Here is a 23916-nt window from a genome sequence, read left to right on the forward strand (position 1 = left end):
GGATTTGTGATGGATAGAGATTAGAACGCAGCGATTAACATTCTGAAACTAGCCTTGGGTACTACGGGTCACGTAGGAACCTGGATCTATGATCCGAACGCTTCAGGAGATTCGACCTCTACTCATGCTGGAGAAATCTTGTGTGAGCAAGTTGGGTCTATGAATGAAGAATCTCCGCACTTATAGGGCGGAGAGTGTCAACATAGCTTTTAATCCTTAGCCTCTAGCCTCTCCCCTGAGTAAACCTTTACTGCATTTAAGAGGATGTTTGTCAAGTATTTTCATTAACAGCTTTCCTGTAACCTGTCCCCTATAACCTGTCCCCTATAACCTGCTAGCCTTCAGCTAATGGTAGTACCAAACGACTAACTACGCGATGATCAGGTAATTGGTAAATATCTAATTCTCCCCCTAGTTGCTGCATAAGATGTTGGCAAATCAGCAAATTTAAAATGGGTGATTGTTTAAAGTCAGATAAAGCTAGAACGTCTTTGTGTGTCTTTTGTTGTAACTGGGTGAGTAATTGGGTTTCAATCTTACCATGATCAGTAATTGACACTTCCAAAAATCCCTCATCTAAACGACGACACCAAATATCAATTCTGTCACCTTTGGGGGAACGATAACAGGCGGCGAGTAATAATTCGTGGACAATTAATTCAAATTTTATAATGTCGCCTGCGATCGCCATTACTGCTGGGTTAGCTGGGGTGGAAATGCCTTTGAGTAATGCAGCACCATTGCTGGCTTCTTTGTCTGTCACGGGTTGTGCCAAACCGTGGACACCAACCCATAGCCTTTGTTGTCTGACTAAATAGTCTACACGTTCGAGCGATCGCTTGAGCAAGCTGGCTATGGGCATAGTTTCGCAGCTGATATGCAATTGCCATTGTTCCTGTTTGACCATTGCTGTCATTGAGGTTGCAGTATGGTCTAACTGTCGCAGCAATAATTGGTAGCGCGTTTGTGTTAAGTCATTGCTGGGAATGCCCAAATCATGAATTTGCCCTAGTAAGCTGGTAGTATTGCGTTGAATTTCTTCTAGACGGCGATGTTTATACCAATTGAGTTGGCGTAATTCCTGAGTTGTGGACTCAAGACGCTGGCTAATTTGTTGTTGACGACGTAACCAAGCCAGTTGATCAATTAAAATTTCCCCAGTATTGAGACTATGTTGTGACCAGTGGCGGTCTTGATGGTCTGCTAACAATACTACTCCAGTCGGTTGATGATCAACTCCAGTGCGTAAAGCCTTCAGCAAAACTTGCCCAATTCCCGCACCATTTAACCATTTGCGTGTTTCTGGAGGTATGTGATCTATACTCACACTTAAGTAACTATTTTCCGCCAGCGCCCACTGAATTAAAGCTTCATACTGAATGGGGATAGCTGTTACCAAAACATCAAATCGACTATCAGCAATTACCCCAGGAATAATTTTTGCTGTAGAATCTCCAGGCGACCAGGAAAATAACAATGCCAAAGGACAATTGAGTACAGATGCTATTTGTTCTAGTGCTGTACATTCCAAGTGATGTTTTCTAATTTCGCTGTTTTCGCTCTCACTTCCTTCTACAAGGCTGAAACATTTTTGGATGCTTTGGAAAACTTGTTGCTGCTGTTCGTTATTTGTTTGTAAACGCCATTGTCGGACAACTACGCCAATTTGTTGCCCAACTACCCACATTAGTTCCTTTTCTTGATTTGTCCAACTACGGGGGTTAGCATGGGTAACAATTAATAATGCTTCCGCTTTATGACCTTGAGTACAATTGCTAATTAACAGCGATCGCACACCCTGTTCTAATAGTAGGGAACGCCAGTTAAAAAAGCGTAAATCTTCTTCTATATTTTCAACTGCCACCGTAACCTTGGCAGTTTTCAACATCTGTCTATCAGTTTCGGTTAATAAACTAAAAGCAGAGGTAACAGGACGGCGGTTATTAGGCTGAGTTTGGTAAATAACTTGATAATTATTTTCGTCTTGGTCATAATGTAGCAGCAAAAAGCGAGTAGCATTTAATCGATTGATTACTCTAGCAGCACAAGTGCGTAGAGTTTCTTTCAGGTCTTGATGAGTGTAAATACTCTGGGCAACTTCGCTAGTTAACTGAGAGTCTGCTTGAATTTGTTTAATAATATCTTCTGTGTTGTCATTAGGAGCTACTAAGGAAATAAACCCCGCCGCACCTTGGACAAAATTCTTATCAGCATCTGTCCATATACGTGGTTCATAACCTTCTACCGCCAGAAAACCCAATAAGTCTTTTTGCCAAATAATTGGTGCGGCTAGGAGCGATCGCACCCGCAAGCGTTGTAACAATTTCGCGGTAAACTGACCTTTGAGGGAACTACGAGCATCACCAATCCAGACTATCTGATTTACAGACAACGCATAATACAAATCATTTAATTCTTGTACCGTCATGCCTGCGGCTGACTGTTCACTGTTATTATCTCGCCCAAGGTTGACTAATTGATTACTCATGCGACACCAAAAATAGCGCCCTTGTCTCTCGAACCAGTAAACATTGGTACGACTAGGACAGACAAAATCATGGGTAGCTTCTACTACCGCTTTTAGCCTTTCTTCTAAATTATTTAAGTTGCGGACATTTTCTAATAATTTTAATAACGGTTCGTCAGGACGTTTGATTTGCTTATGTTGCAAATCTAATTCTTTTTGATAAAGTATTGCCGCCAGTTCACCTAATACAATCATTAAACGAGCTTTGGCATCTTCTGGTAGCAAATAACCCCAGCGTTCCGAACCCAGTACAACCAAACCCATACATTTGTCTTTGTAACGCATGGGCAAAATTATTGTCCCTTGGATGTTAAATTTTGTCCCGAATTCTCGCCATTCCCCAGCCCGCTTTTCGTTACGGATGTCTGCAACTCCCAAGGGAGACTGTTGAATTACTACTTGTTCTAAGAGATCACCCGGTTGCAGAACTAGCCGTTTGCGTAAGAAAGTCAGATCAGAACTAGGCGCTATACCCCCCTGTCCTAATAAAGCGTGCTTGAGGCGATCGTAACAAGCAATCCAAACTAGATTGTAAGTAAATTCCTGTTTAATATAGGCGATAGTGGTGTTAATCAGAACATCTACATTATCTTCTTCCCTGAGACTTTGCAAAACACGTCCCAGGGCCAGAATAGTTTGTTCGGCGGCTATCGGTTTCTGTGGCTGCCCCATCTGATTTTTGATGAACATAACTTGTAATATATAGGATGCCCAATTTACCCTCAGTTATATCTTTTTGGATGTTTATTGACAGTTCGGGATGAAAGGGACTGGGGGGAAGGGGAAAGGGGAAAGGGGAAAGGAGAAAGGGGGAAGGGGAAACGGGAAAGGAAAGAAATGGACTAATGACAACTGATAACTGATAACTGATAACTGATAACTGACAACTGACAATGAACATATATCAATTTACTGTTGGTGCGTTTTTATTTAATTTGCTGAAGGCTGATCCTGAGTGGTTACATCAGCAGACGATGCGGAGTTTTAGCTGGTTGTCACACACCGATCGCACTACTACCAAGTGGGTACATACTACACTACAAAAGTCACTCTGCTTACAAGATTCTCGTCTGGAACAAAATTTGTTCGGTTTACAATTTCCTAACCCTGTGGGTTTAGCGGCTGGGTTTGATAAGGATGGGGTAGCAGCTAAAATTTGGTCTAGTTTGGGTTTTGGTTTTGCAGAACTGGGAACCGTAACTTTTATACCACAGCCTGGTAATCCACCTCCTCGGCTGTTTCGCTTGCCGTTGGATCAAGCTGCTCTTAACCGTATGGGATTTAATAATAGTGGTGCGGCGGCAATGGCAGAACGTTTAGCTCCAGAAAAAGGGCAATTTTCTATACCTATAGGTGTCAATTTGGGCAAGTCTAAGGTGACACCCCTGGAAGCCGCCGCAGAAGATTATTTAAATAGTTTCCGCTTACTTAAGGAGTTGGGAGATTATTTTGTGGTTAATGTTTCTTCCCCCAATACTCCAGGGTTGCGATCGCTCCAAGATGCCTCTATGCTCAGTTCCATCCTAGAGGTATTACAAACAGAAAATAATTCACACAAGCCAATATTTGTCAAGATAGCACCGGATTTAGAATGGGAAGCGATCGCCGACATTATCAGATTAGCTAAGACCTACCAGTTAGCGGGGATTATTGCCACTAACACGACAATTCGCCGTGATGGGTTGAAAACTCAGGTGATTGAGAAAACAGGTAAACCACCCCAAGAGGAAGCGGGAGGAATTAGCGGTGCGCCGGTGCGCGATCGCTCCACGGAAGTAATACGTTTTATTTGGCAGCAAACCCAGGGACAAATACCCATAATTGGGGTTGGTGGTATATTTACCCCGGAGGATGCTTGGGCAAAAATTACTGCTGGAGCCAGCCTGATTCAAGTGTACACAGGCTGGATTTATGAAGGCCCAATGATGGTACGTAGAATTTTAACTGGGTTGCTAGCCAAATTAGAAGAACGTGGATTAAATTCCATCAGCGAAGCTGTAGGTTTAGATTTTATAACAGGGGACAGGGAATAGGGGACAGGGGACAGGCAAGAAAAGCTACTAGCTCATGAGGTTTTTTGATTGATCCATGCCCTAATCTATGTGGCAACTGCTATAAAAGTGGAGAAGTCCATAATCAACAGTCAACAGTCAACAAGCAAATTAACTTTTGCCGTTGATTAACCTTCCTTTTCTTCTAATGGGAAAAATTCCTTAGTTTTTTCGGAAAAAGTCCAAGCAATACCATCAGGATCACGACTGCGAGTCCATTCAGGAAAATCTGGATCATTGCGCCGTTTGTAGACAGTGCTGGAATAAACATTGAGCCGCTTCGCCAATTCTGATTGAATTAGAGAACCGAAAATTAACTGTCTTTCCAGATTTGGCTTAACTTCTTGATGAGTAGCTGGTGGTAATTCAGCTTCAGGTTGTTCTGGTTCAGCTTCTGGTTCCGCCACTACTGCTTCTGGTGGTGGAGGTGGTGCTAGGAGCGATCGCGCTTCTGTCGCCACTGGTTGAGGTGCAAGTTCTCTTACAGGCTCACTACTATCTAGGATGTTGCCCAGAATACTAGCTGTGATGAAATAATAAACTTCACCACCTTCTGCGGCTGGTAGTAAACTTGCACCAAACTCAGAAGCTTTACTATCTAAATAACGTTTTGCCGTCGGGCCAGGGAAATTGCCACGAATTGCCAAATCCATTGGCGTAATTTTGCCTTGGTTTTCCCGAATTAACTGACTGAAAATTGGGTTAACTCGCTGACACCACTGCTGCCATTGATATTCCTGAAAAACTCTGAAACCAATGACCACAACAATAAGCGCCAGCAAAAATCTCCAGGTAGAAACCAGGAAAATCACTAAAAACGATATTGGCAAAAGTAGAACGAGAAACGCCTTCCCGTCACTTTCTAATGTTTTTTCACTCATGCCGATTTTTGCCAAGCGAATTTTTTGGGAAATAATATATTATATTGGCAAAAATCGTGACAGGTTTTTGTATATTTTGGCAAAGTGAAGGAAAAGGCAGGAGCAGGGGTGCAGGGGTGCAGAGGAGCAGAGGAGCAGGGGAGCAGGGGAGCAGGGGAGCAGAGGAGCAGGGGAGCAGGGGAGAATAACAAGTGTCACCTGTCACCTGTCACCTGTCACCTGTCAACTGATAACTGATAACTGATAACTGAATAACTGTTCACTGAGCTAAGGCGTGTTGTTTTAAATCAGCTAGAGAACAGACTTCTAAAGCTCTAGCGTGGGTGGCTGAGAGGATTACAGGTGGTGCAACGCCGGCTTCTAGAGCTTCTTGCCAACGTGCTGCACATAAACACCAGCGATCGCCAGGCTTCAACCCTGGAAAATTATACTCAGGATAGGGCGTACTCAGGTCATTACCACGAGATTTTGTAAACTCCAGAAATTCTGTTGTCACCTGAGCGCAAACAACGTGCATCCCCGTATCATAAGCCCCTGTCTGGCAAAAACCGTCACGATAAAACCCAGTCACGGGTGAAGAACAACAAAGCTCTAAATCTGTCCCAATTACATTTTTCGCTAGTGCCATATTCAACTCCTGTTACCGTGCTGAGTGGATCTATCAGTCAACAGTTAACAGTTAACAGTAAACACAACCTGATAACTGATAACTGATAACTGTACTATCTCCCAAACACACTCCCCAAGGAACGAGTAATATTTTGCGGCTGCATCGCATCCATTGCGGCTGTGGGTTCGTAGCCACAATGAACCATACAATCTGCACACTTGGGATTACCACTGGCGCGGCCGTATTGACTCCAGTCTGTTTCTTCTAACAATTGTTTGAAGCTGCTGTAATGTCCTTCATTCAAAAGATAACAAGGTTTTTGCCAACCGAGAACACTATAACTAGGGCTACCCCAAGGTGTGCATTCATAATCTTTTTCACCCACAAGAAAATCTAAGAATAAGGGGTTATGGTTGAAATTCCAGTTTTTCTTGCCAGTTTTATAGGGCGTGAGGATTTCCCGAAACAGGGCGCGGGTTTGCTCTCGTCTGAGAAAATGGTCTTGATCAGGGGCCCACTCATAACTATAACCGGGAGAAATCATCATGCCATCGGTGTTGAGGGTTTCCAGAAAATCAAAAAACTCCTGCATTTCCTTGGGATCACAACCCTCAAAAATTGTGGTATTGGTGGTGACGCGGAATCCTCTGGCTTTAGCAGCTTTGATGGCTTTGACGGCAATATCAAACACGCCTTTTCTATCTACACATTTATCATGCCATTCTTTCAAGCCATCTAAATGCACACTAAAAGTCAAGTAAGGTGAAGGTTGAAATTTATCTAAACTCTTTTCTAATAACAACCCATTAGTACACAAATAAACATACTTTTTCCGTTCAACTAATCCCCGAACAATCTCGTCAATCTGGGGATGCAGTAGCGGTTCACCCCCAGGAATGGAAACCACAGGCGCACCGCATTCGTCCACGGCGGCAAAGCACTGTTCGGGTGTCAAATTTTGTTTTAATATTTCTGTAGGATGCTGAATTTTCCCACAACCAGAACAAGCCAAATTACAGCGAAACAATGGCTCTAACATTAACACTAAGGGAAATCTCTTGCGTCCTAAAAGACGTTGAGTTACTAAATACTTACCAATATCGATCGCTTGTTGTAAATTAACACCCATTTTTCTGATCACTCCTCATAGTCAGTTGACAGTTGACAGTTGACAGTTGTTCTCCCCTGCTGGGTTCCCCTCCTGGGAGGGGTTAGGGGTGGGTTACTTCTCATCTCCCCCTACTCCCTCATCTCCCTCATCTCCCTCATCTCCCCCATCTCCCCCCACTCCCTCATCTCCTCACTTGACATAACCCTGGGAAATAAACCAATTCACCGCATCTTTCAGGGCGATATCCACTGGAGATTGGGGTAAACCTAATTCTTTGACGGCTTTTGAGGCATCGTAGTACATGGTTTGTTGTGCCATGCGGACACCATCTAGAGGTACTGAGGGGGGTTTGCCTAAAGGTGCGAGAATTTTTTCTTCTATCCAGGCGACGGTTAGGGGTAGCCAGCCTGGGACAGTCCATCTAGGTGCGGGTAAACCTGTGATTTCAGAAAGTTTTTCTAGCAGTTCTTTGAGACTGAGGTTTTGATGTCCTAAGATATAGCGATCGCCACTTTTCCCTTTTTCCAACGCTAGTAAATGTCCCCAAGCTACATCCCGCACATCTATAAGATTGAGTCCGGTGTTGACGTATGCGGGCATTTGTCGCCGGAGGAAGCGTAAAATAATATCCCCGGTAGGCGTAGGTTTGATATCCCAAGGGCCTATGGGGGTGCTGGGGTTGACTATGACGACATCTTGCCCTTTGGCGGCGGCCTGCATAGCTTCCTGTTCTGCTAAAAACTTGGACTTTTTGTAATGTCCAATTAGTTTATGTACAGGACTTTGGTATGTTTCATTGACAACTTCACCAGAGGGATTTACACCTATGGCAGCTACGGAACTGGTATAAACTGTGCGTTCAATTCCGGCTTTTTGGGCTGCTTCCAAAACTTGCAAAGTGCCAAGGACATTATTTTGGTAAAGTAAATCACGGTCTTTTTGCCACAGGGAATATTGGGCGGCGACATGGAACAGGTAGCGACAGCCAGCCATTTGTCGCCAAAGATACTGATTGCTGAAATCGCCTTCGACGATTTCCACATCCAACCCTTTTAAATTACCGATGTTGCTGTGAGGACGGACTAAGGTTTTAACTGTGTATCCTTGTTGCAGTAACAATCGCACTAAATTAGCGCCAACAAAACCCGTCGCCCCTGTGACAAATACCCGCATTAATTCGCCTCCTTTTTGCCAAACCGAGGGAACCAATCGTCCAAAATTGAGTAGACCACGGGTATCACAATCAAACTGAGGATAGTGGAACTAACTAGACCCCCGGCAATAGCCACAGCCATAGGCGATCGCAATTCTGAACCCGCACCCAAACCCAAGGCAATGGGTAACATTCCTAACAGGGTAGAGATGGTGGTAATGATGATGGGACGCAAACGCACCGGGCCTGCTTTGAGAATTGCCTCTGTGCGATTTAAACCAGCTTGACGCAGTTGGTTAATGTAATCTACCAGCACGATCGCATTTTTGTTTGCCAATCCTAGTAAGAAGACAAAACCAATTAGTGAAATCATACCGAAATCACTCTTGGTAAAAAGTAACGACAGCATTGCTCCTACAAGTGCCAAAGGTAAAGAAACGCCGATAACTATGGGGTCTATCCAACTTCTGAACAATAAAATGAGTACGGCAACAATACAAATGGCTGACAACATTAATGTGGAAGCAAAACTACCAAAAACTTCGCTTTGCCTTTCCGAATCTCCTCCCAAATCTAAAGTGACTCCACTGGGTAAAATTGGTTTGGCTTCTGCCATTATCTTATCAGTAGCATCACCTAAAGATAAACCCTGTCCCAAGTTAGCGCTGATATACGCTACCCGTTCATTGTTGAGCCGCTCAATTTGGAAAACCTGACCCTGGACATTGTTTTCACCTGTTACCGTGACATCAGCAAATCCCGGTATTTTCTCAATGCGCTCTTTAATTGTCTTCGCGGTTTTATTGAGAGCTTGTAAATCTTCACCCTTTAACGCCACTTGTAGAGGTTTTTGTCCGCCTGTATCCACAAATTGAATATCTTCCACACTGGTAGTTACACCAGGAAGACTAGGCAAACTTTTACGCAATTCGTCTTGTAACTGGGCAGTGGGGGTTTTTCGGTCTTCCTTCAGTTTGACGTAAAGTGTTCCTTTATTCGGCTCACCCTCACGGGAACCAACTGTAGTAAACACTGTTTCCACATCTGGGTATTTCCTCACCGCCTCTTCTAGTTTTTTGGCTACTTCTAGGGAGTCGTTGAGCGGGTTGGGGATGGGGACTGGGGATTGGGGATTGGAGATTGGGGATTGGGGATTAGTTCGTTGTTGTGCTTGTAGCTGTAAAGCTGCCAAATCGGGAATTTTTGGTAAGGGTGCGGTATAGGTGATATTAAATTCGCCCCGATCTAGTTTGGGAATGAAGCCTTTAGGAATAAAAGGTATCAATGACATACCACCAATAAAGCTGAGTATTGCTAGGGCGACGACTGTTTTACGGTGATTTAAAGACCATTTAAGTAGATTTCTGTAAAATTCGGTAAATCTTACCCAAATGCTTATTTTTCGGCGTTCAGGGGTTTTCGTCGCAGGTACTAACCAGTAGGTAGCTAACACTGGTGATAAAGTACGCGCAACCAAGGTAGAAGCTATATAGGAAGCTGAAACTGTGATTCCAAATGGCTTAAAGAACTGTCCAACTACTCCACCCATCAACCCGATAGGTAAGAAAACTGCCACGGCTGCGGCTGTAGTGGCGACAACTGCCAAACCAATCTCATCTGTTGCTGCATGGGCGGCTTGACGGGGGCTTTCCCCTTCTTCGATGTGCCGCAAGATGTTTTCTACATCAAGGATGGCATCATCGATTACACTCCCAATGACCAATGCTAGCGCCAGTAAGGTGATTGTTTCCAGGTTGAAGCCAAAAATCGCCATGACGATAAACGTCGCTAACAAGGACGTAGGAATCGCCAATGCGGAGATAAAAGTAGCTCGCCAATTCCATAAGAAAGGATAAATCACCACAATCGACAAAACGATCGCTTCTATAAGTGCATCTATAGTTGATTTGGTGGCTTGGCGGATATATTCTGCTTGAGTCGCCGCTAAGGTAAGTTTGATATCCTTTAAGTTAGTCCGCAGTTTCTGCACTTCCGCTTCCACTCGGCTAACAACCTCTAAGGTATTAGCATCACCACGTTTAATCACCTGAAACGCCAGCGCTTGTTGACCGTTGAACCTGACTAATGTACCTGCTCCTTGGGCTAGGGCTGCTAAATCATTATTACCAGCATTTGCCGGAGGTGAGGTAGCAGGAGCGCCCAACAGCGAGACTTTGAGGACTCCTGGTAATTTAGCGATCGCAGGTGTAATCTGGTCTTCGGCTACCTTAGTTAAATCTGCCAAATTCCGAGAATTACTCTCAATGGCGTAACTCACCGCCGCCGACTCGTTCAAGTTCAAGGGTATAACCTTGTAACTTGCGCCTTGAGGAAGCTTTAACTGCTTGAGTGCTGAATCAACTTCGCTTTTCGATGTCTCAAGATTTGTCCCTACGCTAAAAGCCAGACTCACAGCAGCCTGGCCTGGATAACTAGATGAGCGCAAATCATCTAGCCCTTCTAAAGAACGCAGACGCTCCTCTATGGGTATGGTAAGCTTTGCTTCAGTATCTACAGCACTTGGCAAAGGAGCCGTAGCATTTACCACCACTACCGGAAAGGTAATATCTGGGAACAAAGCATACTTAAGAGAACTGAAAGCCAGCGCCCCAGCTACTGCTACAGCTATCCAAAAACTGACAGTCAGCCACGAGTACTCAATCGCCCATCGGGAAAAATTGAAGCGTTGTCGTGCCGATTTTGAGCTGTTTCGCTTTACCATCTTGGAAAATTATCATGCGGAAGACACAATTATTTGTCATGCTACAGTAATCCTTGGCACTTTGCGAGTCTTAGTAGGGGGACAGTGTACAGTGGACAGTGGACAGTGGAAATAACCTGACAACTGATAACTGACAACTGATAACTGATAACTGATAACTGACAACTGACAACTAACAAATTTTGGATTATGGCGGGACATAGTAAATGGGCAAATATTAAGCGCCAAAAGGCGGTAGTAGATGCAAAAAAGGGTAAGACGTTTACTCAGTTATCTAGGGCAATTATTCTGGCGGCTAGAAATGGAATTCCCGACCCAGCAGGCAATTTTCAACTGCGGACAGCTATAGATAAAGCGAAAGCTGCGGGGATTCCCAACGATAATATAGAAAGAGCGATCGCTAAAGGTGCAGGCACTTTTGGCAGTGATAGCTCTAATTTGGAGGAAATTCGCTATGAAGGTTATGGGCCTTGTGGTGTAGCCATTTTAATTGAAGCTCTCACCGATAACCGCAATCGCACGGCTGCTGATTTGCGCGTAGCCTTTAGTAAAAACGGTGGTAATCTGGGGGAAACTGGCTGTGTTAGCTGGATGTTTGCCCAGAAGGGGGTATGTGTCGTCCAAGGTGTGGTGGATGAAGACCAGCTTTTAGAAGCATCCTTGGAAGGTGGGGCGGAAACTTACGAAATGACCGAAGACCAGACAGCAGAGGTGTTTACTGAGATAGCCAATTTAGAAACCCTCAACCAAACACTCAAAGACAAAGGTTTTAAAGTCACAGATGCTGAGTTGCGCTGGATTCCCAGTAATCATGTAGAAATTACGGAACATGACCAAGCGCGATCGCTCCTTAAATTAATTGATACCTTAGAAGGTTTAGATGATGTGCAAAATGTCACCTCTAATTTTGAAATGTCAGAAAATCTCATGGCACTAAGTATCGTCTAAATCTAACTGTACTTCTACCCTGACATAACAGTTACAAGCGGGAAAAACTCATACGTAGATATACAAAGAAGAGTAAAGGCGGGTTTACTCAAATCTTGCACCTTCCTTGTATAACTACGTGGCTCCCTGCACTGCCCACCCTACGAAATAATTGTAATCTACAACACAAATAAACTATGACAATCTCTCTTCCCTAACCCCTACCTTCAGCTAAACAAAATTTTTGTGGCATTTTGGCAACCAAGACTCTGCCGTTGCAGTTTAAATAAGATATCAAGAGGGTAACGGGAAGGTAGAAATTCAACTAAGGGATAAATGTTGTCTACATCACCCTTAGATGCCCACCCTATCGCCAGTTGTTGATTAAATGCTGTAGATTCACTCTACAAGGGGAACAAGTTAAATCTCAGCAATAATCATCGCTTCACTACAACTGGCTAAAATTCCAACAACATACATAAGTGACTGGGGGCTAGGTACTGGGTACTGGAGGAGATCAGGACTTACGCAACCGGCACATATAGTAGTGGACTGTCTAGACTAAAATGTTGCATTATTCCTTTGTTGTAGGATGGGCATCTTGCCCGTCCGGTGCGGGCAAGATGCCCACACTACAAGATTTATTTTTATTGCACTAATTTAGTCCGGTCACGCTAGTAGGGTGCGTCAGATGTGAAAAATCCCTTCATTTGTACGAAATTATTGGGTCTGACGCACCCTACAGTTAGTTTGATGATGACACTTGCGTAAGTCCTAGAGATAAGAAACCTCCGCCTGTCAGTTCCCCACTCAGTACGTTGCTCAACGCCCCCTAATGCTAACAGCAAATTTTAACTAAGTATATTTATTTACTGCCAAGTCTGAAAGAGCAAAATAAAATAAATATAAAGAAACACTAAATAAGCAAACCTATGTGGTCTTCAGAGGGCAAACCAGCTGATACCGAAGCAGATAGACAACAACTCAACCCAAGTCCTACTAATTGGGGACAAGAGTCCGAACGTGAACAAATATTCCAACTAATTGACAGTCTCTTGCCTTTTGAGGTTTGCCTGTATCATCAAATATTACCCCTAAAATTCGAAAATCATCAGCTATCGCTAGGTATGGTTAATCTAGAAGATAGCAGCGCATTAGATTACGTGAATCGCATTTTGTCCTACATCAAAGGTACAATAAAGACTCAAGAAATTACTGCTGACATCCACCGCATCCTACTTTCTACTTACCTCAGCTATAAAAATACATCTCGTTCAGAAGCGAAACTAGCACAACAGCTAGAAGCAGAAGCTCATTTAGTAGAGAATGTAGATACTGTTTGTGTAACTTGCCGTTCAGAAAGTGATTTTCCAACAGCCAAGGATGTTTCAGAAATTCATCCTGTTGAACAAGCGCTAACAGTACCATTGAATGATGTAACTATTTTACAACTACCAGCACTAAATCTGTTCAGCCCTATTGAAACATTAGTAAATTTACCACCTAGAAGACTATGGGAAGAATTATTAGGACGTGTTTTAGGCGGGGGAATTGGTCGTTTATATTTGGAAAGACAACCATATAAAGGAAGAATCATTTGGAGTGACAATGGAGTTTTGCAGTCGATATTAGAAAACTTACCTCTGTCTGTCTTTCAAGGAGTACTTAACGAATTGAAGCGTTTTGCGGCACTTCCTTTAGGCACAGTCACAGAGCCACAACAGATAGAGAAAGAATGTCAATATCAAAACAACCGTTTATTATTACGCATCCGTGTAATGGCAGGAATAAATGGTGAAGAGGCTACAATACAGGTACTTAGAGGCGCAGCTTTAAAATTTTATCAACAGCAACAGTTGGCTCAGATGAGCCGGGATGTCATTGGCATTTCCCAACAACTCAGCTATAAGTTGCACGAACTCCAGCAACGATTACATCTAAATCCACACCTCAAATCTGAGCAATCAGAGGCTTTCGCTACCCTCACTCGCTTAGTCGAAAAGTTAGACCAACAAGTTAAAATACTCACAGCAAATCAAGAGTCAGAATCAGGCAGCAAATTATAGTACTGTCAGTATAACTTCTGATTTCGATTTTTGCCATAATTGTTATGTTGTAATGACAAGCCAGACTATCTTTTAGTAAAGTTCTGGCTAGACATATCAATAGTTGTGTGAGGCACTCATCATGAAAAATACAAAAAATATTTACATCTAAATTTCATAAAGTGTGAAATTTAGATGTAAGATATCTAATTATTTTCTCTTCTAATTGGTCAGAGCTTAGGTGTTATTGATAGTTGTTAATGGTTGACATTTATCAAGACATAACTGTTTATTTAGATTATGGAAACTGATAACATGGTTATCAAAATTTACTATTTTATAAAAAATAGTCGCCATATTTAGTTCTGAAATTTATCATAGATATCCTATTTTCCTATTAACAAATTCACTATTAGTATATATTTCATGCAAACTGAAATTTTTAGTAATATTTTTCCTCTATTGAGTACAGCCAACCCACAAACCTTAGAATGGCTGTTCAATGTTGCAATTGATCACGAATATCCAGCAGGCAGAGCGGTTTTAATGGAAGATGCTTGGGGTAACGCAGTTTATTTTGTTGTGTCTGGATGGGTCAAAGTCCGACGTACTTGTGGAGACGATTCTGTCGCTTTGGCAATTTTAGGCAAGGGTGATTTTTTTGGGGAAATGGCAATTTTAGATGAATCTCCCCGATCTACAGATGTAATTGCTCTCTCGCCAGTCAAATTGCTCAGTGTTTCCAGGGAACGTTTTATTCAAATTCTCTTTAAAGACCCACAGTTACATCATAGAATGCTGCAACTTATGGTGCGGCGATTGCGGCAAATTAACCAACGTTTACAAATTCGTTCTTCACCACCTGCTGTTAAATTAGCCCATACCTTAGTTAGTTTGGGTGAAAGCTATGGTCAGGAATCAAATACAGGTAAGGAAATTTTTAATATTCCGTTTAAGGACTTAGCAGAAGTAACAGAAATTAGTCTTGAAGAAACTACTAAAATTATGCACAAGCTGCATGATAAAGGATGGATCAAAATTGATCATGACAATAATACTATTTATCTGGTAAACTTTAAGCAACTGTCGAATTTAGCTGGAAAAGTCTGATAAAACAGTTGTCAAAATTTATATCTAGTCGCCTTTATTCAATAACCTCTTGCAATTAACTCTCACATAATCCAGTTTTCTAAATTTTTAATTTACCCATGCTTGTGCTTATCGCACGCCATATTAAATCTTGGTTTGATATGACTCCTTGTACAGTTATTGTACTATGAGCCAAACACAAGGGTTAAGGATTCGCAGGCTAAAAGCTAGTATTCAGACTCGTAGGTGCTGGACTATTACAAAAATATTAATTTTTTTATCGAAGTTAATTAATTTTAACTTAACATTTAATTATGTTACGTTTAATTAATAAATGATTTTTGGAAAATACGTTATTGATGCTACGCAATTATACTCCAAAAGAGCAAAACCAAGTTACAACCAGGTCTAGCGAGTTTTCTTTTAGTAGACTGAGTTATGCAGCCTGTGTCGTCGTCAGTAGTATAAATGCACCTCAAAATGCTGAGTCTGCATTGCTTAACTATTGACTATTGACCAGTAACTATTAACTATTAACTATGTATAGTATTGACTTTTGACTGAGAACTTATCACTTTTAACTACAGATGACTGAAGCGACAGCACCTCGTATCGATATTGGCGTTCAGGACACCGTGCCGACGATTAATTATTTGGTGGCAATGCCCCAACCAGAGACGCATCTATTTGAGGTGAGTTTGCAAATCGTAAACTATTCATCACCAATTCTTGACTTAAGAATGCCGGTGTGGACACCAGGATCATATTTGGTGCGCGAGTACGCCAAGAATTTACAAGATTTCACTGCTTTGGCAGGGGATAAAGTTTTACCTTGGCGTAAAATCAGTAAAAACCACTGGCAAATCAATAAAGGGGATGCTTTAGAAGTAACGGTACGCTACCGGATTTTTGCAAACGAACTATCGGTAAGAACAAATCATTTAGATGCTACCCACGGCTATTTTAATGGCGCAGCATTGTTTTTTAGAATACCGGGGTGGGAAAATCTTCCCATCCGTGTTGCTGTAATCCCACCGCGTCCCCAGTGGCGCGTAACTACTGCCTTGCCAACTATAGGTGAGCAATCTAATACTTTCTATGCTGCTGATTTTGATACGCTTGTAGATAGTCCTTTTGAGATTGGTGAACACCAGTCATATCACTTTGAGGTGTTAGGAAAACCTCATGAACTAGCAATCTGGGGACAAGGAAATTTCCAAGTAGAGCGGCTAATTAGCGATACCCAAAAAATTATCCAAGTAGAAGCGCAGATGTTTGGCGGCTTGCCTTATGACCGATACGTCTTTTTGCTGCATCTATTTGCCCAAGCTTACGGAGGTTTGGAACATAAAAATAGCTGTTCTTTAATTTATCAGCGTTTTGGATTTCGCTCTCAAGATAAGTACGAACGCTTCATTCAATTAGTGGCGCATGAGTTCTTCCATTTGTGGAATGTCAAGCGCATCCGTCCGCAAGCGCTGGAGGTATTTAACTATGACCAGGAAAGTTACACGCCTTCTCTGTGGTTCTGCGAGGGAACAACTAGTTATTATGATTTACTGATTCCTTTGCGAGCAGGCATTTACGATGTCAAGACTTATTTAAACTATTGGAGTAAAGAAATAACCAGGTTATTGACAACACCAGGAAGGAAGGTACAAGCACTTTCTGAGTCGAGTTTTGATGCTTGGATTAAACTTTATCGTCCAGATGCAAATACAGGCAATTCACAAGTCTCTTACTATTTAAAGGGGGAGATGATTTCTTTGTTGCTAGATTTGCTAATTAGATTGCGCTATCGCAATCAGCGTTCTTTGGATGATGTGATGCGCCAAATGTGGCAAAAGTTCGGTCAAGCGGAAATTGGCTACACTCCAGAACAGTTACAGGCGGTAATTGAATCGGTGGCTGGTGTAGATTTGACTGATTTCTTTGCACGTTATATTGACGGTACGGAAGAATTACCATTCAACCAGTACTTAGAACCTTTTGGCTTGCATTTGGTAACAGAGCGAGAGGAAGAACCTTATTTGGGGGTGAAGGTGAATACGGAAAATGGCCGGGAGATGATTAAATTTGTCGAGGCTGGTTCGCCTGCACAAATGGCAGGTATTGATGCTGGTGATGAGTTACTAGCGATCGCTGGTATCAGGATTTCATCTCATCAATTGAGCGATCGCCTTAAAGATTATCAACCAAATGATAGCATTCAGGTAACGGTTTTCCACCAGGATGAACTACGTACCTATTCTGTCACTCTCGGTTCACCACGTCCTACAAAGTATCAGTTATTACCTGTGCCAAATCCTGATGCTACGCAGCAAGAAAACTTTGCTGGTTGGCTGGGAGCTTCCATATCTACTGTTGGTTGATAACGATAGCAAAATTCCTATTTCGTGTTCCCTGTGATTCACATTCAGCTGCAGAAGTTAACTAGATACACAGGCGGGGAGATTAGTCAAGTTATACGCGATTAGTCTCCCCTATATGCTTACTAGCGGCCCTAGAATAATCTCATAGTTTGCTTTTTATAACCAGGACTTACGCAAGTGTCACAATTGCTTGTTGGTGCGTGACACTACAAGTCTCATGACTACGTTCAAATATTATCGCCAGTCACACACCCTACAGAAAAAATATGCCAGTTGCGTAAGTCCTAATAACATAAAATTCCGAGGAATTTGTTTGATTTGAGTAAGTAAATCAATACTTACCCTATACGGGCTAAAACATAGTCACGGGTGCGAGAATCGTTAGGGCTGTTAAACATTTTCTTTGTTAAACCAAATTCAACCAACCGACCAATCCGATTTTCATTAAAGTTAAAGAAAGCTGTAAAATCTGAGACGCGGACAACTTGAGGTAAGTTGTGGCTAACTATAACTATTGTCAATTCAGAACGAAAACGTAAACTTTGAATTAAGTTTTCTACCTTCATACTAGCTGTAGGATCAAGACCAAAGCAAGGTTCATCCATTAATAGAACTTTTGGCTTAACAGCTAAAGCACGCGCAATACAGAGTCGCTGTTGTTGACCAATAGAAAGGTCTAACGCTGATTTATATATTTTATGTTTGACTTCATCCCAAATATCAGCGTCTTTAAGTGCAGCTTCGACAATTTCATCTATCTCTACTTTTGGTCGCCAACCAACTATTTTAACTCCATAGGCAACGTTATCATAAACGCTCATGGGGAAAATATTGGGTTTGGAATATACAATACTTACTTGTCGGCGAAGCCGATTCAAATTAACTCGACGCTCATAAATATTTTGATTATAAAATTCTACTCTGCCTTCAACTTGCACTTGGGTTTCTAATTCATTCATGCGATTGAGGCATTTGATAAAGGTAGATTTTCCACAACCACTAGGGCCAATAATTGCCGTTACCTTACTTTCATAGATATCCATAGACACCTCTTCCAGAATTTTTTGGGTGTCATAAGAAAAGCTGAGGTTTTTGACTCTGATTGCTGGAATTAGTTTATTCATGCTCAAAAAGGTTTACCAAAAATATTGACTTGACAAAGTAGTAAAAATCAGTTCTGCTGTTTCACGGTTTGTGAAGCCAATATTGAATAATCATGGTTTCCAATCAGGAATACCAAAATATATTCATTTATAGCTAAGTAGCAGTATTTTTTAGAAAAATATTTGCATCAAAGTTCTTCTCCTCATCAAATAAATGTGGTATGATATCAGATAGTCAAAATCAAGCAATTACTACGTTGGGCAAATTTTTACTTACTTATGAGTTGAATGTGAGGTAATGTTTAGTTCATAGGTTCAAATTTGTCTACTGTTGTACTCTAAGATCAGGAAACACAATACCTCTGTTGAGTATACGCGCCAAAATACAGTGTATACATCGAGTAAATGTAGTTTTTATTGTGGGAAAAGGAAAGAAAACTAACTAAAAATCGAATATATGACACACTACTGGTGTAGTAAATTATATACTCTTCCAAGTCTTAATTTTACACGATATATAACAACTACTATTTAATTATATGTATCAAAAATTTTAATCAAAAGTTCTATCTGTCGGTTTAATGTACCAAGACTGTATAGTCTTGGTACGTAAGGTTTTTGGCTAATAAATTTGTATATTCTTAGAAAATCAGGACTTACGCAAGTGTCACAATTGCTGGTTGGTGCGTGACGCTACAAGTCTCATGACTACGTTCAAATATTATCGCCAGTCACACACCCTACAGAAAAAATCTGCCAGTTGCGTAAGTCCTAAAAATTTATGTAATTAATCATTATGAAGCGCTTATACAGGATTAATTACAACCTTGATTTGTTATCCTGGCTCATGCTGATATGTAAAATTGGCGACAAGCTTTTAACCAAAACGTCCTGAAACATAGTCACGAGTGCGGGGGTCGATGGGGTTGCCGAAGATTTGAGTTGTTGCACCAAATTCGACCATTTGACCAATGCGACTCTCATCAGTGCTAAAAAAAGCGGTGAAATCGGAGACGCGGGTTGCTTGCTGCATATTATGAGTAACGATCGCGATCGTCAATTCTGAGCGTAAACTATGGATTAGTTCTTCAACTTTCATCGTCGCGATGGGGTCAAGTGCAGAACAAGGCTCGTCCATTAACAGGACTTTTGGTTTAATTGCTAAAGCACGCGCAATACAAAGCCGTTGTTGTTGACCTCCAGACAGTCCTAAAGCTGATTTATGGAGTTTATCTTTCACTTCATGCCATAAAGCAGCGCCTTTAAGTGCAGATTCGACAATTTCATCTAAGTCTGCTTGCGGTACTCCACCCGATATTCTCACACCGTAAGCGACATTTTCATAAATGCTCATGGGAAATGGGTTTGGTCTTTGAAAAACCATGCCAATTTGGCGGCGTAGTCTATTAATATTGATACGCGGGTCATAAATGTTTTGACCGAAGAAATCGACAATTCCCTCTACCTTGACAGGGCCTTCTAATTCACTGATGCGATTGAGGGTTTTGATAAAGGTCGATTTACCACAACCACTAGGGCCAATAATTGCAGTTACTTGATTTTGGTAAATATCCATTGAAATTCCTTCAATGGCTTTTGAGGTGTTGTAATAAAAGCTGAGGTTTTTAACTTTAATTGCGGGGATTAATTGTTGACTCATGATAATTGGTTAGGTCGGTGTCAGTAATTGACGTTGTTAGTTGGTAAGTATCTTAGAGGCTAGGGGTTAGATATAACATTTTTTATCGCCTCGTTGTGGGATAGAATATTAGTTTTTTGTGTGAACTTCTAGGTTGCTTTTATTTAATCTTTTTCTTACGAGTAAATAAACGAGAAAGTAAGCTAACACTCAAAACTAAACCGAGTAAAACTATAGATGTTGTCCAGACTAGCTGGTTTCTTTCGGGGTCGGGGTCATTGTAGAGGTTATAAATTAAGACTGGTAAGGAAGCTGTAGGGCCGAATAATCCGGCTGACCAATCTAGACTAAACAAAGCTGTGAAAATTAGGGGTGCTGTTTCGCCAGCAGCACGGGCGACAGCTAGTAATATACCTGTGGTAATTGTGGGTATAGCCGCAGTAACAACGACACGAAAAGTAGTTTGAAAACGTGTCCCGCCTAAAGCGGCTGAGGCGAGGCGTTGGTCGATGGGAACGAGTTTTAAGGCTTCTTCTGTGGTTAAGGCGATGATGGGTAACATGATTGTGGCTAAGGCAAATCCACCTGCGATCGCACTAAATCCTTTAGTCGCCAAAACTATTAAACCATAAGCGAATATCCCCACCACAATCGAAGGCACACCTGTAAGGATACTGATAATAAAACGGACAAAACGAGCTAAGGGACTAGTTTGTCCAAATTCGGCTAAGAATATACCTGTGAATAAACCTACAGGAATACTAAAAACTGAACCAATAGCTACAACTGTAATTGTTCCTAAAATGGCGTTACCAAATCCGTTGTCAATTACCGATTTAACAAACATTTCTGGTTTTAAACCAACAATTCCACGGGAAATAATTTCCCAAATAATTGAGAATAAAGGAATCAAAGCTAAAGCCGAGAATGCAAATGCGATCGCATTCATGCCATAAGTAAATAACAGTCTTCTTGGTGGTAGAGGTCTGATTAATTCTGATGCTACGGCTTTATCTATTTCTGATGGTTGATAATTACTCATATTTAGAGGCGCTTAGGTGAGAGGTTAGAGAATATGAAGGAGGAGAGAAACCACTGATAACTGATAACTGATAACTGATAACTGTTAACTACCTATTTCTCCTACCAACCCACTGCACTAATAACCTTGCGCCAATGTTTACAACTAATGTAACAGCAAATAATATTAAACCTAGATAACATAAAGCACCAATATGTAACCCTGGTTGAGCTTCGGCAAATTCATTAGCTAAAACAGCCGGAATTGTATATGCTGGATCGAGTAGGGATGCACTAATTTGGGCTGAGTTGCCTATTACCATAGTCACAGCCATTGTTTCGCCTAAAGCCCTTCCTAGAGCGAGCATGGCTGCACTGACAATTCCTGAGAATCCAGCAGGTAATAATACCCTAAAAATTGTTTCCCAGCGAGTACTACCCAAGGCCATAGAAGCACTGCGTAATTCTTTAGGTATGGCGAGTAATACATCACGAGTAATTGCGGCCATTGTTGGCAATATCATAATGGCAAGAATAATTCCCGCAGTTAGCATATTCGTACCGACGGGAAATTCTGAATTAAATATTGGGAGCCATTTGAAATTACTTGCTAACCACTGTTGAAGCGGTTCTAAAACCGGAATAAAAACGAAAATTCCCCACAAACCAATGATGACGCTGGGGATAGCAGCAATTAATTCAATGACAAATGCTAATGTTGTTTGGATTGATGGAGGAAGGAATTTTTCACTTGTCACCAAGGCTACTGCTATACTCACAGGCACAGTTAAGATGATAGCGATCGCACTACTTACCAAAGTGCCGTAAATATAGGGTAATGCGCCAAAAATTTCATTAGCTGTATCCCAATCTTTTCCCCAAATAAAACTCAGCCCAAACTTCTCTATGGCTGGTTTGGCTTCTTGGAAAATAATCCAACTCATGACGAATAATACAGCTACGGCGATCGCGGCAAAGGTATAAACTAACCATGTGAATCCTTTGTCTAACCAAAAATTTTTGCCGTCGTTAGCTGTTAATCCGAGATTTTCATGATCAAAACCGGGTGGCGATAAATCTGTCATGCAAATTCAGCAATTACATTATTCAATATTTATACTCGTAAGGGTGGACAAATAGCCCACCCAACTCAGAAAAGCTAGTGTCAGAACACCAGATCAGGACTTACGCATCGAAGTTTTCTGTTGAGGCAGGGTGTAAGGGTGTAAGGGTGTAAGGGTTTGAAAGATTTACACCCCTATACCCCTATACCCCCACACCCTTGCCCAAACGCTTGATTTTTCGTTTTTATGCGTAAGTTTTACAGATTATGGTTTGACATTGCTATTAACTGTTTGCAACACACGATTAGCAACAGAAGCGGGGATTCTGGTGTAATTCAGGTCATCGTTAAATTGTTGACCGTCTTTTAACACCCAATTAATCCATTTCTTCACAGCTTGAGATTTGGCAGCATCTGCATACTGTCTATAAACCATCATCCAGGTGAGTCCCACAATAGGATAACCTTGTCCGGGATCTCCTACAAAAGTACGGAAGTTATCAGGGAAACTTACGGTTGATAGTGCAGCATTAGCTGTTTGCAGAGAAGGAGCAACAAATTCTCCTTTTTTATTTTGGATTTGTGCTGATCTGAGGTTATTTTTGGCTGCGTAGGCATATTCAACATAGCCTATAGAGCCTGGAGTACGAGCTACTAATGCTGCTACACCAGGGTTTCCTTTACCTCTGAGAACGTTGGGTAAAGTCCATTTGGGCGCAGTGTTAGCGCCAATTCTGCCTCGGAAATAAGGGCTAATAGCACTTAAATGGTTGGTGAAAATGAAGGTAGTACCACTACTATCAGCACGGACAGCAAATCTAATTGGTTGGCTTGGTAGGTTTACACCAGGGTTGTCAGCTTTAATTTTGGGATCGTTCCAATTAGTAATTTGACCAGAAAAAATGGCTGGTAATGTACCACGGGATAAGCGGAGATTATTCACACCGGGAACATTGTAAACCACCGAAACAGCACCACCTGCTGTAGGCACAAGAATCACGCCATTCTTGACTTTAGCTATTTCTGCATCGGTCATTGCGGCATCACTTCCGCCGAAGTCAACAGTTCCAGCAATTGTTTGACGAATACCACCACCACTACCAATTCCTTGATAGTTAATTTTCAGTTCTGGATGTTTCTTTCTAACTTCACGCGCATACCGTTCATACAGTGGAGCAGGAAAAGTTGCGCCTGCACCGTTGAGAGTTTGGGCTTGAGCGATCGCACCAAAAAGAGGAGTAACGGCAACAGCAGATGTTACCACAGCAGTAGTAAATACACGCTGTAAAGCGGTGGCAGAAAAATTCATATTACCTCGGAATTTAGAGATTACTTGCAGCGTTCATCACAGCATGACTATGTTAGTTTTATTACTTTTTAAATAGGTTAAAAATAGGTTAATTAAAAGTTAAGATGTATTTAAATCTATGAATTTAATCTTCATTACTTTTCAATAAACTTTAAAATAGAAGTTGATGGAGTAATAATTATTTAAACTTAAAATTCCGGTAAACAAAGTCAAGAATCAACTATTTTAAATAATTACAATAAATAAACCCAGCAGGAAGTAACTCAGCAGTCCACCTGCCAGGAAGGCACGGTA

The 23916-nt window shown here is 41.6% G+C and carries 16 protein-coding genes; 5 read left to right on the forward strand and 11 right to left on the reverse strand.

Going from position 1 to position 23916, the window contains the following annotated elements; translation table 11 throughout:
• Positions 1 to 334: 334 nt before the first annotated feature.
• Complete coding sequence (locus H6G83_RS22775) at positions 335 to 3217, reverse strand: sensor histidine kinase (protein WP_242044756.1); 2883 nt, start codon at positions 3215 to 3217, stop codon at positions 335 to 337.
• A gap of 203 nt (positions 3218 to 3420) precedes the next feature.
• Here H6G83_RS22775 and H6G83_RS22780 point away from each other — a divergent pair, with 203 nt between their 5' ends.
• The gene (locus H6G83_RS22780) at positions 3421 to 4560 is read left to right on the forward strand and encodes a quinone-dependent dihydroorotate dehydrogenase (RefSeq protein WP_190476254.1); all 1140 of its coding nucleotides are present in this window, start codon (positions 3421 to 3423) and stop codon (positions 4558 to 4560) included.
• 146 nt (positions 4561 to 4706) lie between these two features.
• On the opposite strand, the gene H6G83_RS22785 is transcribed toward H6G83_RS22780, so the two are convergent.
• The 5 genes from H6G83_RS22785 to H6G83_RS22805 form a co-directional block, all read right to left on the reverse strand.
• On the reverse strand, positions 4707 to 5459 hold the full coding sequence (locus H6G83_RS22785; RefSeq protein WP_190476255.1) for a hypothetical protein: 753 nt from the start codon (positions 5457 to 5459) through the stop codon (positions 4707 to 4709).
• A 259-nt stretch (positions 5460 to 5718) separates the two neighbouring features.
• Positions 5719 to 6087 (reverse strand): DUF2237 family protein, encoded by a 369-nt coding sequence (locus tag H6G83_RS22790; RefSeq protein WP_190476256.1) that lies wholly within the window; start codon positions 6085 to 6087, stop codon positions 5719 to 5721.
• 94 nt (positions 6088 to 6181) lie between these two features.
• Positions 6182 to 7198, reverse strand: a complete 1017-nt coding sequence (gene hpnH / locus H6G83_RS22795; protein ID WP_190476257.1) for an adenosyl-hopene transferase HpnH — start codon at positions 7196 to 7198, stop codon at positions 6182 to 6184.
• A gap of 171 nt (positions 7199 to 7369) precedes the next feature.
• Entirely contained in the window at positions 7370 to 8353 is a 984-nt protein-coding gene (gene hpnA, locus H6G83_RS22800; protein WP_190476258.1) for a hopanoid-associated sugar epimerase, read from the reverse strand.
• Positions 8353 to 11055, reverse strand: coding sequence for an efflux RND transporter permease subunit (locus tag H6G83_RS22805; RefSeq protein ID WP_190476259.1), 2703 nt, complete (start codon positions 11053 to 11055; stop codon positions 8353 to 8355). Before H6G83_RS22805 ends, hpnA begins: the two co-directional genes overlap by 1 nt.
• 189 nt (positions 11056 to 11244) lie before the next feature.
• On the opposite strand from H6G83_RS22805, the gene H6G83_RS22810 reads away from it, so the two are divergent.
• The 4 genes from H6G83_RS22810 to H6G83_RS22825 all read left to right on the forward strand — a co-directional run bounded on the left by H6G83_RS22810 (position 11245) and on the right by H6G83_RS22825 (position 17488).
• On the forward strand, positions 11245 to 12003 hold the full coding sequence (locus H6G83_RS22810; protein ID WP_190476260.1) for a YebC/PmpR family DNA-binding transcriptional regulator: 759 nt from the start codon (positions 11245 to 11247) through the stop codon (positions 12001 to 12003).
• Between the two features lie 911 nt (positions 12004 to 12914).
• Positions 12915 to 14048, forward strand: a complete 1134-nt coding sequence (locus H6G83_RS22815) for a GspE/PulE/PilB domain-containing protein (protein ID WP_190476261.1) — start codon at positions 12915 to 12917, stop codon at positions 14046 to 14048.
• Positions 14049 to 14453: 405 nt separating this feature from the next.
• Positions 14454 to 15137 carry a Crp/Fnr family transcriptional regulator gene (locus H6G83_RS22820; RefSeq protein ID WP_190476262.1) on the forward strand — a complete coding sequence of 228 codons (684 nt, stop codon included), beginning with the start codon at positions 14454 to 14456 and terminating at the stop codon, positions 15135 to 15137.
• Between the two features lie 566 nt (positions 15138 to 15703).
• Positions 15704 to 17488 carry a M61 family metallopeptidase gene (locus H6G83_RS22825; RefSeq protein ID WP_190476263.1) on the forward strand — a complete coding sequence of 595 codons (1785 nt, stop codon included), beginning with the start codon at positions 15704 to 15706 and terminating at the stop codon, positions 17486 to 17488.
• A 338-nt stretch (positions 17489 to 17826) separates the two neighbouring features.
• Here H6G83_RS22825 and H6G83_RS22830 read toward each other — a convergent pair whose 3' ends face one another.
• The 5 genes from H6G83_RS22830 to pstS all read right to left on the reverse strand — a co-directional run bounded on the left by H6G83_RS22830 (position 17827) and on the right by pstS (position 23622).
• Entirely contained in the window at positions 17827 to 18612 is a 786-nt protein-coding gene (locus tag H6G83_RS22830) for a phosphate ABC transporter ATP-binding protein (protein WP_190476264.1), read from the reverse strand.
• Between the two features lie 856 nt (positions 18613 to 19468).
• On the reverse strand, positions 19469 to 20251 hold the full coding sequence (gene pstB / locus H6G83_RS22835) for a phosphate ABC transporter ATP-binding protein PstB (protein WP_190476265.1): 783 nt from the start codon (positions 20249 to 20251) through the stop codon (positions 19469 to 19471).
• Between the two features lie 139 nt (positions 20252 to 20390).
• Positions 20391 to 21272 carry a phosphate ABC transporter permease PstA gene (gene pstA, locus H6G83_RS22840; RefSeq protein WP_190476266.1) on the reverse strand — a complete coding sequence of 294 codons (882 nt, stop codon included), beginning with the start codon at positions 21270 to 21272 and terminating at the stop codon, positions 20391 to 20393.
• An 88-nt stretch (positions 21273 to 21360) separates the two neighbouring features.
• A complete protein-coding gene (gene pstC / locus H6G83_RS22845) occupies positions 21361 to 22335 on the reverse strand; it encodes a phosphate ABC transporter permease subunit PstC (RefSeq protein WP_190476267.1) in 975 nt (324 codons plus the stop codon).
• Positions 22336 to 22578: 243 nt separating this feature from the next.
• Positions 22579 to 23622 carry a phosphate ABC transporter substrate-binding protein PstS gene (gene pstS / locus H6G83_RS22850; protein ID WP_190476268.1) on the reverse strand — a complete coding sequence of 348 codons (1044 nt, stop codon included), beginning with the start codon at positions 23620 to 23622 and terminating at the stop codon, positions 22579 to 22581.
• Between the last annotated feature and the right edge of the window lie 294 nt (positions 23623 to 23916).

The organism is Anabaena azotica FACHB-119 (genome assembly GCF_014697625.1).
Taxonomy (GTDB): domain Bacteria; phylum Cyanobacteriota; class Cyanobacteriia; order Cyanobacteriales; family Nostocaceae; genus Trichormus; species Trichormus azoticus_A.

Coding starts and splice junctions, on each gene's coding strand:
- H6G83_RS22775 (WP_242044756.1), bottom strand. CDS start 3,217: ATGTTCATCAAAAATCAGATGGGGCAGCCACAGAAACCGATAGCCGCC.
- H6G83_RS22825 (WP_190476263.1), top strand. CDS start 15,704: ATGACTGAAGCGACAGCACCTCGTATCGATATTGGCGTTCAGGACACC.
- H6G83_RS22785 (WP_190476255.1), bottom strand. CDS start 5,459: ATGAGTGAAAAAACATTAGAAAGTGACGGGAAGGCGTTTCTCGTTCTA.
- pstB (WP_190476265.1), bottom strand. CDS start 20,251: ATGAGTCAACAATTAATCCCCGCAATTAAAGTTAAAAACCTCAGCTTT.
- H6G83_RS22790 (WP_190476256.1), bottom strand. CDS start 6,087: ATGGCACTAGCGAAAAATGTAATTGGGACAGATTTAGAGCTTTGTTGT.
- H6G83_RS22810 (WP_190476260.1), top strand. CDS start 11,245: ATGGCGGGACATAGTAAATGGGCAAATATTAAGCGCCAAAAGGCGGTA.
- H6G83_RS22805 (WP_190476259.1), bottom strand. CDS start 11,055: ATGGTAAAGCGAAACAGCTCAAAATCGGCACGACAACGCTTCAATTTT.
- hpnH (WP_190476257.1), bottom strand. CDS start 7,198: ATGGGTGTTAATTTACAACAAGCGATCGATATTGGTAAGTATTTAGTA.
- pstS (WP_190476268.1), bottom strand. CDS start 23,622: ATGAATTTTTCTGCCACCGCTTTACAGCGTGTATTTACTACTGCTGTG.
- H6G83_RS22815 (WP_190476261.1), top strand. CDS start 12,915: ATGTGGTCTTCAGAGGGCAAACCAGCTGATACCGAAGCAGATAGACAA.
- pstC (WP_190476267.1), bottom strand. CDS start 22,335: ATGACAGATTTATCGCCACCCGGTTTTGATCATGAAAATCTCGGATTA.
- H6G83_RS22780 (WP_190476254.1), top strand. CDS start 3,421: ATGAACATATATCAATTTACTGTTGGTGCGTTTTTATTTAATTTGCTG.
- H6G83_RS22830 (WP_190476264.1), bottom strand. CDS start 18,612: ATGAATAAACTAATTCCAGCAATCAGAGTCAAAAACCTCAGCTTTTCT.
- H6G83_RS22820 (WP_190476262.1), top strand. CDS start 14,454: ATGCAAACTGAAATTTTTAGTAATATTTTTCCTCTATTGAGTACAGCC.
- hpnA (WP_190476258.1), bottom strand. CDS start 8,353: ATGCGGGTATTTGTCACAGGGGCGACGGGTTTTGTTGGCGCTAATTTA.
- pstA (WP_190476266.1), bottom strand. CDS start 21,272: ATGAGTAATTATCAACCATCAGAAATAGATAAAGCCGTAGCATCAGAA.